Origin of the sequence: Streptomyces sp. NPDC007162 (assembly GCF_040634175.1) — a bacterium.
GTDB lineage: Bacteria > Actinomycetota > Actinomycetes > Streptomycetales > Streptomycetaceae > Streptomyces.
In genome coordinates, this window is the sequence record NZ_JBEYFC010000287.1 from 1 (window position 1) to 11,315 (window position 11,315).

11 protein-coding genes are annotated in these 11,315 nt (G+C 71.2%); all 11 read right to left on the reverse strand.

What is annotated here, in order from left to right; translation table 11 throughout:
* Positions 1–47: 47 nt before the first annotated feature.
* Positions 48–392, reverse strand: a complete 345-nt coding sequence (locus ABZ646_RS28415; protein WP_360524718.1) for a hypothetical protein — start codon at positions 390–392, stop codon at positions 48–50.
* Positions 393–556: 164 nt separating this feature from the next.
* Positions 557–835, reverse strand: coding sequence for a hypothetical protein (locus ABZ646_RS28420; RefSeq protein WP_360524721.1), 279 nt, complete (start codon positions 833–835; stop codon positions 557–559).
* A 131-nt stretch (positions 836–966) separates the two neighbouring features.
* A complete protein-coding gene (locus ABZ646_RS28425) occupies positions 967–1,347 on the reverse strand; it encodes a hypothetical protein (protein ID WP_360524724.1) in 381 nt (126 codons plus the stop codon).
* Positions 1,348–1,383: 36 nt separating this feature from the next.
* Complete coding sequence (locus ABZ646_RS28430) at positions 1,384–1,629, reverse strand: hypothetical protein (RefSeq protein ID WP_132892896.1); 246 nt, start codon at positions 1,627–1,629, stop codon at positions 1,384–1,386.
* A gap of 151 nt (positions 1,630–1,780) precedes the next feature.
* Complete coding sequence (locus ABZ646_RS28435) at positions 1,781–3,193, reverse strand: condensation domain-containing protein (protein WP_360524728.1); 1,413 nt, start codon at positions 3,191–3,193, stop codon at positions 1,781–1,783.
* A 123-nt stretch (positions 3,194–3,316) separates the two neighbouring features.
* Entirely contained in the window at positions 3,317–4,183 is an 867-nt protein-coding gene (locus ABZ646_RS28440) for a tyrosinase family protein (RefSeq protein ID WP_360524731.1), read from the reverse strand.
* 105 nt (positions 4,184–4,288) lie between these two features.
* Positions 4,289–5,239 carry an ABC transporter substrate-binding protein gene (locus ABZ646_RS28445; RefSeq protein WP_360524734.1) on the reverse strand — a complete coding sequence of 317 codons (951 nt, stop codon included), beginning with the start codon at positions 5,237–5,239 and terminating at the stop codon, positions 4,289–4,291.
* Positions 5,240–5,241: 2 nt separating this feature from the next.
* A complete protein-coding gene (locus tag ABZ646_RS28450; protein ID WP_360524737.1) occupies positions 5,242–7,176 on the reverse strand; it encodes an ABC transporter permease subunit in 1,935 nt (644 codons plus the stop codon).
* Positions 7,176–8,441: a glycine betaine/L-proline ABC transporter ATP-binding protein gene (locus ABZ646_RS28455; RefSeq protein WP_360524740.1), complete on the reverse strand. Its 1,266-nt coding sequence runs from the start codon at positions 8,439–8,441 to the stop codon at positions 7,176–7,178. The genes ABZ646_RS28450 and ABZ646_RS28455 overlap by 1 nt, the downstream gene beginning before the upstream one ends.
* Entirely contained in the window at positions 8,441–9,970 is a 1,530-nt protein-coding gene (locus ABZ646_RS28460; RefSeq protein ID WP_360524743.1) for a GMC oxidoreductase, read from the reverse strand. The genes ABZ646_RS28455 and ABZ646_RS28460 overlap by 1 nt, the downstream gene beginning before the upstream one ends.
* 68 nt (positions 9,971–10,038) lie before the next feature.
* On the reverse strand, positions 10,039–11,315 hold a 1,277-nt coding region (locus tag ABZ646_RS28465; RefSeq protein WP_360524746.1), incomplete at its 5' end, for an aldehyde dehydrogenase family protein.

The window sequence follows — 11,315 nt, forward strand, 5'->3', positions numbered from 1 at the left end:
GTTTCCCGGCCGTCGGCCGGGAAACCGGGGATTGTCGTTTCCGGCGCTCAGAACTCGATGTGCGGCCTCTTGAAGCCCTTGGGCAGCTCCGCCTTGTTGGAGCAGTCGACGACCTCTCCCACGGCGGCGGAGCCGTCGCCCGCGGCCTGGTCCCCCGGGAACAGCACCTGCGGCCGGTCGGAGGTCGAGCAGTCCTGCGCCTGCTTGAGGACGTGGGTGCCGTTCTTGTCGACGTGCGTCTCGCTCTTGTGCACGCAGACGGTGCCGCCCTGGGCGGTGGTCCTGCAGTCGGCCGGGGACGGGTCCGCGTACGCGTGCCCGGCGCCGACGCAGAGCACGGCGAGGCTTCCGAGGAGCCCGGAGGCAGTGGCGATCTTCCGCGAAGGGAACATGAGTTGTCTTCCTTTTCGAAGGGCGAAGCAACGCAGCCCGGACGCGACCCCCGACGGAGTCGGGGTGCGTCCGGGCTGCCTTCGCCATGGTTGTCACTCAGCACACCGGTGGACGGAGCGGATCCGTGCCGACCGGGGATGCCGAGTTCGTGCGGGGTGCTTCTTTACTCGCCACCCTGGTTCTGGTCGTAACCACCCTGCTCCGGACCGGGGTTACCCTGCTCCTGCTCCTGCGGCTGGGCCTCCGGCTGCGCCTGGGGCTGGGCCTGCGGAGCGGCGTAGTAACCGCCGCCGACGGCCAGGGCGTTGGCAGTCGAGTTGGCCACGGCGGTGATCTGCGGGGGCGCGTCCTCGCCACCGGCGGCGGAGCTGACCCCGGCACCGAGGAGGGAGAGCCCCGCGACCGTCGCCGCTACGAGTGCGACGCGCTGAAACTTACGCATGATTGACCCTTTCTTGTCCAGGCGGGAACGCCCGGGCTGACTACTTAATGTGAGCATATACACACGCTAGGTAGTCATTCGAGGATCTCCACTCGGCGTGTGGCGCGTCAGCCCCGTCTGCCGTATAAGCGTTACCGGACGCCGACCGGAAGGATCCGGCTCATGACGCCGAACGGACCGGTGGACGGCTCCTGCTCGTCGCCCCTCTCCACCGGCGCCACCCCCACGGTCGTGGGGGAACAGGTCACCTCGGGGCCGAGCCGCTCCGTCCCCTGCCCGAGGACGGCGGGCAGCTGCACGGGCTGCACCGGCTTGCAGGTCTCCTGGTGCTGCATGGCACCGTCCTCGGGAACCTCGCCACTGATCCGCTGGGTGCAGGTGAGGTTGCCCATGAGGTCGTCGGTGCACTTCCCCGGGCCCGCCGCGGCGTACGCCGGGGTGAGCCCGACGCAGGCCACGGCGATGCCGCCGACGAGTCCCGAGACGGCTGCGATCTTCTTCCCGCTGAACACGTGATGCGCCTTCCTTCGTGCGGACAGCCGCCGGACTCAGCCGGTGAAGGCCTGGTTGTACTGGCCGCAGGTGGTGTCGAGGGTGTCGGCGAGACCGAGCACGCCGATCGGGACGTCGTTCTCGGACACCGTCTGCGGGCTGCACTCCTGGTAGGGACGGTAGTGGTTGGACACCTGCGGCCCACTGTCGTAGGAGTCGGCCACGGCGGGGGTGGCACCGACGGCGGACAGGCCGCCGGCGGCCGCCACTGCTGCGATCACGACCTGCTGAAGCTTGCGCATGGAACCCTCGGTCCTTTGCTCTGCGGCGAATTTGTTGCCTAGCGTGACGCGTTGAACACTAGCAGTAGCAGGACAAGGGGTTCCACAACGGACATCCATCCTGAGAGTGACATAGCAGCACATAATCACCTTATGGATGGGGTGAGTTGCGTCAGGAGAGCGCCAGCTCCGCGGCCCGCGAGCGATCCGGCGCGGGCACGGAGAGGATCAGGTCCCGCAGCCTCTCGACATACCGGCGCACGTTCTTGTAGGCGATGTCGGTGTCCGGGTGGCGGCAGGCGAACCAGAGCCCTTCGTGCAGCCGGTTGACCCAGGCGCACACCTGGTCCCCGTACGACACCCGGATCAGCCCGTACGCCTTCTGCTCGGCCCAGTCGGCGGCGCCGGGGATGAGCCGGGCGTCCACGTACGAGATGATCGAGTACATGTCGGGTGAGGTCGGCCGGAAGTCCGCGCCGAGCAGCCGCAGTACGCGGGCCAGCGGGATGCGCGCCAGCGAACGGTTGGCCCGCAGCTCGGCACGGACCGTGTCGAGCGCGCCGTCCAGGTCCGCTGCCGCGGGCACCTCGATGGGGGCGCCGCCGACGTACCAGCCCACGGAGTCCGACCAGGCCGACTTCAGCCGGGTGTGGAACGGCACGACGGTGCGGTAGACCGGCTCGCCGCCGAGTTCGTGGACGATCAGGCTGGTCGCGGCCAGGATGCCGACCAGACTGCCGCCGTAGGGACGGCAGTACGCCTCGAACGCGGCGGCGGCGTCCGCGTCGACGAGCGGCTCGCACACCAGCTTCTGGGTGGGCAGTTCGCCGCCGGGCTGCAGACCCAGGTCGACGGGGAACTCCGGGAGCCGGCCGCCGCACCGGGCGATGAACTCCCGCCAGCGCGCGACGATCGCGTGGGTGTCGTCGATGCCGTCCGCGTTCGCCCGCTCCTGCTCGCAGAAGTCGACGTAACTCCCGACGGCCGGGCCGGTGACGGGATTTCCGGTGACGGCCGCCGCGTACAGGCCGTGGATCTCCTCCGGGAGCCGGTGCAGGGAGTAGGCGTCCACGTTGGTGTGGTCGAAGGCCATGTACACGCTGGTGGAGTCCTCGCGCACGACCGCCGTGTAGATGAGGTTCGGCCAGCCGAGCGCGTCCGCCGCGGCGTCGAACCGATCCTGCAGGTACCGGGAGAGCGCCCCCGCGTCGGTGAAGTCGCCGACCACCTCGCGGTGCAGGGACACGTCGTTCTCGTCGAGGGTGAACCGGTGCATGTCGTCACCGGCCCACCGGAAGCCGCTGCGCAGCGTCTCGTGCCGCAGCGTCCAGTCCCGCAACGCCCGTTCCAGCGCGTCGAGGTCGGCCGGCCCCGGCAGGTCGAACGCCGCACCGAGCCAGGTCGGTACGAACAGTCCGTCCTCCCGCACCGACCGGGCCGTCCTGATGTGCGACTCCTGGATGTAGGCCGGCGGCCTCGGATCCGGTGGCAGCGCTGCCGCGGCCGCGATGGTCACCGGGCTGAACCTCCACTCGACGAGCCGTCCCGGCCGGATTTCGCAGCGCTGGATGTCAGAAATTCGCACGGTGGCGTCTCCTTCGCAGAAGACACCAGCTTCATCAAGGGGACGCCGTACGCGCGCGATGGCCGCTGTGTCGCCGTCTTTTCAGCGGGATGTGTGACATCTCGAACGGACAAGCGCCCCGCCTCACTCGTACCGGTAGATCCCGCTGACGTCCTCGAGTTCGGCGGGTGTGACGTCCCACGGTGGCAGCCGTTCGTGCCGGGCCACCACCCGGCCGCGCTGGGGATCGCCCGCGCCGGGGGGCCGCTCGGGCAGGTACCCGTGGCCGGGGTTCCGCTGCTGCCAGCGGGTCCACAGCAGGTCGACGAAGGAGTGGTGCAGCCAGAAGACGGGGTCGTTGACGGAGGCGGCGCTGAGCATCACGCCGCCGACCCAGTGGTGGACCCGGTTGTGGTTCTGCCAGGAGACGCTGCCCCGGCCCCTCCCCCAGCCCTCCAGCTTGTTGCGGAATCCGCGGGTGACCGCCGAGTTCCAGGGCCAGCTGTCGTACACCGGGTCGGACAGCGCGAATTCGAGGTCGCGCGCGGTCGGCAGCCGGAGCGGGGCGCGGGCACGGCCGAGATCGCGGGTGAGGTACGGCACGTCGGTCACGTTCTCGGTGATCTTCCAGTGGCCCGCCCGGTAGGCGAAGGGGCCCGTCATCACCTGCCGGTCCGAGCGCCGTCCGTTGCCGCCGAGCAGATCATCGGTCCACGGCGGGGAGTTCGGCGCCCGGTCCCGGGTCCAGTCCCAGTACGGCACCGTCACCGACGCGTCCACCCTGCGCAGCGCCCGCTCCAGTTCGAGCAGCAGCTTGCGGTGCCAGGGCAGGAAGGAGGGCGCCATGTGGGCGGTGCGCAACCGGTGTTCCCGGTCGGCGGAGTTGTGCGCGATGTGCACCCGCACGAACTCGTCGTACTCACCGCGGCGTTTGACCTCCAACAGCGCGCCCACGAACCGGCGCCGCTCGGCTCGGGTCAAGCTGTTGACGTTCTTCCGTGTGTGGACCACGTACGCCTCCCTCGGGCATCGGCCGCAGGGGTAACCGCCGGACACACCGTCGGGTCACCGCGCTACGGCCGGACCGGTGACGCGGCGCCGCGCCCGGCGGCAGGCTCAGGGCAGCCAGCGTTTCCACACGTCGGGGTGGGCGTCCACCCACTTCGCGGCGGCCTCCTCGGGGCTCAGCTTCTGCTCGGCGATCATCAGGGAGACCTGGTCCTGGTCCTCGGTCGTCCAGCGGAACTTCTTCAGGAAGGCAGCCGCCCTGCCGCCGGACCGCGCGAAGTCCGCGTTGAGGTACTTCTGCAGCGGGGTGTGCGGGTAGGCGCAGGCGACCTTGGCCGCGTCGGCGTCACAGCCCTCCTTGTACGCGGGCAGCTTCACCTCGGTCATCGGCACCTTCTTGAACAGCCACTGCGGCGCGTACCAGTAGGTCAGGAAGGGCTTCTTCTCCTTGGCGAACTGCTTGATCTGGGTGATCTGGGCGGCCTCGGAACCGGCGAAGACGACCTGGTAGTCCAGCTTCAGGTTGCTCACCAGCGCCTTGTCGTTGGTGACGTACGACGGTGAGCCGTCGAGCAGTTGTCCCTTGCCGCCGCTCTCCGCGGTGCGGAACAGCGAGGCGTACTTGTTCAGGTTCTTCCAGTTCGTGATGTCCGGATGCTGCCTGACGAGATAGGTCGGCACGAACCAGCCGATGTGCCCGGTGACCCCGAGGCCGCCGGCCGCGGCGATGGTCTTCTTGTCGTCGACGTACCGCTTCTCCTGGTCGGGGTGGCCCCAGTCCTCCAGGATCGCGTCGACGCGTCCCTGGCTGAGCGCGTCCCACGCCGGGACCTCGTCCACCTGCACGGTCTCGACCCGGTAGCCGAGCTTGTGCTCCAGCAGGTACTGGGCGACGGCGACGTTCGACTGCGCGCCCACCCAGGACTGCACGGACAGGGTGACCGTCTTCGACCCCTGGGCGTTGGCGAACGGCGAGGCCTGTTTGGTCATGTCGGCGGCACCGCAGCCGGTCGTGAGGACCAGGACGGAGGCGGCGGTGACGACAGTGGTGCGGCGCATGGTCACGCTCCCTTCCGGGGCCGGCGTTCCGTGGGCTGGGTGACCCGGTCGAGCATCAGCCCGAGGCAGACGATGGCGGCGCCCGCCACCAGCCCCGTCGCCAGGTCGCCCTGGGCGAGACCGAAGGCCACGTCGTAGCCCAGCGCGCCACCGCCGACCAGTCCGCCGATGATGACGACGGCGAGGACGAGCACCACGCCCTGGTTGACGGCGAGCAGCAACGCGGGCCGGGCCAGCGGCAGCTGGACCTGCGTCAGCTGCTGACGGCCGGTGGCGCCGAGCGAGCGCGCGGACTCCAGGGCGGCCGGGTCCACCTGCCGCAGACCCTGCGCGGTGATCCGTACGACGGCCGGCAGGGCGTAGACGACGGCGGCGGCGACCGCCGGGGCGCGGCCGACCCCGAACAGCGCCACCACGGGGATGAGGTACACGAACTGCGGCATGGTCTGGAAGACGTCGAGGACGGGACGCAGGGCGCGCTCGACCCGCTCGCTGCGGGCAGCCGCGACACCGGTCGCGAAGCCCAGCACGAGGGTCACGGCGACGGCCGCAAGCACCTGCGACAGCGTGTCCAGCGAGGGCTCCCACACGCCCAGCACGCCGATCGCGGCCATCGCGAGGACGGCGGTGAGCGCGGTGCGCCAGGTGCCGATCAGCCACGCCAGGGCGGCGACCACCAGCAGCACCGCCCACCAGGGCAGCCACTGGAGGCCGTCCCGGAGCGGGTCGAGGACCCAGGTGGTGAAGTGCCCCGCCCAGTCGGCGGTGCCGCCGACGACCGGGACGCCGGAATACAGATGGGCGGTCATCCAGTCCACGGCCCGGTTGACCGGCTCGGCGAAGTTCAGGGTCCAGGACGCGGGCCAGTCCAGCAGGCCGAGGAGCCGGGCCGCCACCGCGACGGCGACGGTGGCGCCGAGCGCGTACAGGAGACCGGCGGCCGGCTTGCGGGTGTCGCCCCGCTCTCCCGCCGCCGCGGTGATGCGGTCCAGTACGACCGCCAGCAGGACGATCGGGATACCGGCCGCGAGGGCCGCGCCCACGTCGACCGAGGCGAGCGCCTGGTAGACGCGGTCACCGAGGCCGCCGGCGCCGATGACGGAGGCGATGACGGCCATCGACAGCGCCATCATGATCGTCTGGTTGAGGCCGAGGAGGAGGTCCCTGCGGGCCAGCGGGATACGGGCGGTCAGCAGCCGCTGGCGGCGGGTGGCGCCCAGTGACTCCACGGCCTCCAGGACCTCGGGGTCGGCGCCGCGCAGACCGAGGGCGGTGAGCCGGGCCATCGGCGGGGCCGCGTAGACGACGGTGGCGAGGACGGCGGCGGGGACGCCGATGCCGAAGACCAGGACGACGGGCAGGAGGTACGCGAAGGCGGGCAGCACCTGCATGGTGTCGAGGACGGGGCGCAGGGCGCGGTGCAGCCGGTCGGAGAGACCGGCACCGAGTCCGAGGACGAGGCCGACGGCGACGGACGCCAGCACGGCCACGACCATCAGCGCGAGGGTCTGCATCGTCGGCACCCACATGCCGAGGGCACCGCAGGCGAGGAAGGCGACGGCCGTGCCGACGGCGAGCCGGGGACCGGCGACGCGATGGGCGACCGCGGCGGCGAGCACGGCGACGCCGGGCCAGCCGGCGGCGAGAAGGGTGAGGTAGACGGCGCGGACGGTGAGGACGACCGCCTCGCTGATGTAGCCGAAGAAGTAGAGGAAGAGGGGGTGGGTGTCACGGTTGTCGATGACCCAGTTGCTGGCGGAGGCCAGCGGCTTGGTGAGATCGACGGTGAGACTGTGCGGCCAGGCCGCGCTGCCCCAACGGGAGTTGGCGAACGGCACGAGGACCGCGGCGACGACGGCCAGGGCGAGCAGCTTGCGCACGGCCTGGTTGGCGGGGAGGGACAGGCGACGGGGGCTCGGGACACTGATCGTTGCCATCAGACACCCTCCGGGGTGGTACGCGGCGCGGGGGGTTTCACTTGCCCGCGCTCACCGGGCACCGCCGCGCCCACCTGTGCCGGTGCGCTCTCCGGCGGGCGCTGCGGGTCCTCACCCGAGGGCGCGGGGAACTGCGCGACCGGCCCCCGCTCGGCCGCGGCCGGAGCACTGCCCGCAGCGGTCTTCGCCACCACCCCCAGCAACGCGTCGGCGTCCACGACACCGACACACCGTTCCCCCTCCACGACCCGCGCCGGGACACCGGCCCCCGCGACCACCTCGATCGCCTCGGCCACCGTCGCGGCCGGCGTGACCGCGGGCCCTTCCCCGCCCTCGCCCGCCGCAGGCGGCCGCATGGCACGGCGCACCGTCATCACCTGCTCGCGCGGTACGTCCCGCACGAACTCGCGGACGTAGTCGTCGGCCGGGGAGCCGACGATCTCCTCGGGGGTGCCCAGCTGCACCACCCGCCCGTCACGCATGAGGGCGATACGGTCGCCGAGCTTCAGCGCCTCGTTCAGGTCGTGCGTGATGAAGACCATCGTGCGGCCCTCCTCCTGGTGCAGGCGCACGACCTCCTCCTGCATGTCCCGCCGGATCAACGGGTCCAGCGCACTGAACGGCTCGTCGAAGAGAAGGACCTCCGGGTCCACGGCCAGCGCCCGGGCCAGCCCGACACGTTGGCGCTGCCCACCGGACAACTGACCGGGCCTGCGCTGTTCCATTCCCTCCAGGCCGACCTTGGCGACGACCTCCGCGGCCCGCTCGCGCCGCTCGGCCCTGCCGACGCCCTGGATCTCCAGGCCGTAGGCCACGTTGTCGAGGACGGACCGGTGCGGCAGGAGCCCGAAGTGCTGGAAGACCATCGCGGCGCGGTGCCTGCGCAGTTCACGCAGCCGGCCCCGGTCCATCGCACGGACGTCCTCCCCGTCGATGGCGATCGTGCCGGCGGTCGGTTCGATGAGCCGGGTCAGGCAGCGCACCAGGGTCGACTTGCCGGACCCCGACAGGCCCATGACCACGAAGACCTCGCCCTTGCGCACGTCGAAGGAGACGTCGCGGACGGCGGCCGTGCAGCCGGTGCGGGAGCGGAGTTCCGCGGGCGTGAGCCCGGTCAGTTCGGGGTCCCCGGGGACGCGGTCGGCCTTCGGACCGAACACCTTCCACAGGCCGTCGACGGAGAAGACAGGGGTCCCGGCCGGAGCCGGGGCGGGAGTGGGGGTCGGGGTGGGGGTCGGGGTGGGGGTCGGGGTCGTGCTACTCATCACGCACCGCCTTTCAGCAGGTCCACGGCCCGCTCGCCGACCATCAGCACTCCGATCATCGGGTTCACGGCCGGCATGGTCGGGAAGACGGAGGCGTCGGCGATCCGGATGCCGTCCAGGCCTCGGATGCGCAACTCCGGGTCGACGACCGCCAGTTCGTCGTCGGTCGCGCCCATCCGGCAGGTACCCGCCGGGTGGTACACGGTGTGCGCGACCTTGCGGGCGTACTCGCTCAGCTCGGCGTCGCCGACGATCTCGGGGCCGGGGCAGACCTCGCGCTTGAGCCAGCCGGCCAGTGGCTCGGTGCGCGCGATCTCGCGGGCGATGCGGATGCCGTCGACGAGGGTGCGGCCGTCGTAGTCGTCCTCGTCGGTGAAGTAGCGGAAGTCCAGCGCGGGCTTCACGGACGGGTCGGCACTGGTCAGGTAGAGCCGGCCGCGGCTGTGCGGCTTGGGGATGTTCGGAGTCATCGAGACGCCGTGCGCGGGGCGTTCGTAGCCCAGCCGCTCCGGGTTGTCGGTGAACGGGATCTGGTAGAAGTGGAACATCAGGTCCGGGCCCGCGTGTTCGGGGTCGCGGCGGACGAACAGACCCGCGTCGGAGTCCATCGCGGAGTTCTCCGGTATGGGGCCGTGGGTCTCCCAGACGATCACCGACTCGGGGTGGTCGAGGAGGTTCTCGCCGACGCCCGGGAGGTCGAGCGCGACCGGGATGCCGAGTGCCTCCAGGTCCTCGCGGCGGCCGATGCCCGAGTGCAGGAGCAGGCGCGGGGAGTCGACGGCGCCGGCGCACAGGACGACCTCGCTCCGGGCCCGTATCAGCAGGTCCTCGCCGTCCTTGGTGCGTACCCGGACGCCGTCGGCGCGGGTGCCGTCCAGTACCAGTTCGTAGGCCCAGGTCTCCAGGAAGATGCGGAGGTTGGGGCGCTCGTCCATGACCGGGTGCAGGTAGGCCACCGACGCGCTGGAGCGCTTGTTGTTCTCGGGGTGGTAGGCGAGGTCGAAGAAGCCGACGCCCTCGGTGAACGGCTTGCGGTTGAAGCCCTCGACGCGCGGGACGTCCAGGGCCGCCTGGGCCGCGTCGACGAAGTCGCGGGCGATGGCGTTCCGGTCCTGCTCGTCGACCGGGACGATGTTGTTGAGGAGGCGGGCGAAGTAGGCCTCCATCGGCACCGCGCCCCAGCCCTTGGCGCCGGCCGCCTCCCACTCGTCCCAGTCGGAGGGCAGCGGCTTGAAGGCGATGAGCGTGTTGTGGGAGGAACAGCCCCCGAGGACGCGGGCCCGGCTGTGCCGGATGTGGGAGTTGCCGCGCGGCTGCTCGGTGGTCGGGTAGTCGTAGTCGAGGTCGCCGCCGAGCAGGCCCATCCAGCGGCGCAGCGTGAGGACGTCGTCGCGGCCGACGTCGCTGGGGCCGCCCTCGATCACGGCGACGGTGACGTCGGGGTTCTCGGTGAGGCGGGAGGCGATGACGGAACCCGCTGTTCCGCCGCCTATGACGACATAGTCGAATTCCTGTGTGTGATCGGCCATGGGGTGGTTACTCCTGGGGGGTGGGAGAACGGGGCGGAGCAGGTTCGCCGGCGGGACTTTGTGGGGGTTCAGCCGGCGAACCAGCGCACCGGCTTCGGCGCGAGGTTCTGGTAGACGTGCTTGGTCTCGCGGTACTCGGCGAGCCCGGCGGGGCCCAGCTCCCGGCCGGTCCCGCTCTTCCCGAAGCCGCCCCACTCCGCCTGCGGGAGGTAGGGGTGGAAGTCGTTGATCCAGACGGTGCCGTGCCGCAGCCGCCCCGCGACCCGGCGTGCCCGCCCGGCGTCCGTGGTCCAGACGGCGCCCGCAAGGCCGTACTCGGTGTCGTTGGCGAGGGCGACCGCCTCGTCCTCGGTGCGGAAGGTCTCGACGGTGAGGACCGGGCCGAAGACCTCCTCGCGCACCACCTTCATCTCGCGGTGACACTGGTCGAGGACGGTCGGCTCGTAGAAGTAGCCGGTGGCGGGCCGGTCCGGGGACGGCTCGGGGCGCCTGCCGCCGGAGCGCAGCACCGCGCCCTCCGCGAGCGCCGACGCCACGTACGCCTCGACCTTGGCGCGCTGCTGTTCGGAGACGAGCGGGCCGCACTCGACGCCGTCCGCGGTGCCCCGGCCGAGGCGGATCTTCGCCGCCCGCCGGGCGAGTTCGGCGACGAATCGTTCCCTCAGAGGCTCCTCGACGATCAGCCGGGCACCGGCCGAGCAGACCTGGCCGCTGTGGATGAACGCGGCGTTGAGGGCCTGGTCGACGGCGGTGTCGAAGCCTTCCTCGGTGGCGCAGGCGTCGGCGAAGACCACGTTGGGGTTCTTGCCGCCGAGTTCGAGCGCGACCTTCTTGACGGTGGGCGCGGCGGCCTGGGCGACCTTGACGCCGCTGACCAGACCGCCGGTGAAGGAGACCAGGTCGACGTCGGGGTGCTCGGCGAGGCGGGCGCCCACGCTGTGCCCGGGTCCGGTGACGATGTTCGCGACACCGGAGGGCAGTCCGGCCTCGGCCAGCAGGCCGATCAGGGCGACGGTGGTCAGCGGGGTGATCTCGCTCGGCTTGATCACGAACGTGTTGCCGGCCGCGAGCGCCGGGGCGATCTTCCAGCTGGCCTGGAGCAGGGGGTAGTTCCAGGGGGTGATGAGGGCGCAGACGCCGATCGGCTCGTGCACGACGACGCTGTGGATGTCGGGCGAGCCCGCGTCCACCACCCGGCCCGCGCCCTCCCCCGCCACCAGATCGGCGAAGTAACGGAAGGCGTCGGCGACGCAGTCGATGTCGACGCGGCCCTCTTCGACGGTCTTGCCGGCGTCCCGGCTCTCCAGCAGGCCGAGTTCCTCGCGGTCACGGACGAGCAGGTCGG

What these genes read in the sequence shown, in the direction of transcription:
- ABZ646_RS28460 (WP_360524743.1), bottom strand. Translation starts at nt 9,970, where the DNA reads ATGGCCGATCACACACAGGAATTCGACTATGTCGTCATAGGCGGCGGA.
- ABZ646_RS28430 (WP_132892896.1), bottom strand. Translation starts at nt 1,629, where the DNA reads ATGCGCAAGCTTCAGCAGGTCGTGATCGCAGCAGTGGCGGCCGCCGGC.
- ABZ646_RS28450 (WP_360524737.1), bottom strand. Translation starts at nt 7,176, where the DNA reads ATGGCAACGATCAGTGTCCCGAGCCCCCGTCGCCTGTCCCTCCCCGCC.
- ABZ646_RS28415 (WP_360524718.1), bottom strand. Translation starts at nt 392, where the DNA reads ATGTTCCCTTCGCGGAAGATCGCCACTGCCTCCGGGCTCCTCGGAAGC.
- ABZ646_RS28445 (WP_360524734.1), bottom strand. Translation starts at nt 5,239, where the DNA reads ATGCGCCGCACCACTGTCGTCACCGCCGCCTCCGTCCTGGTCCTCACG.
- ABZ646_RS28420 (WP_360524721.1), bottom strand. Translation starts at nt 835, where the DNA reads ATGCGTAAGTTTCAGCGCGTCGCACTCGTAGCGGCGACGGTCGCGGGG.
- ABZ646_RS28455 (WP_360524740.1), bottom strand. Translation starts at nt 8,441, where the DNA reads ATGAGTAGCACGACCCCGACCCCCACCCCGACCCCCACCCCGACCCCC.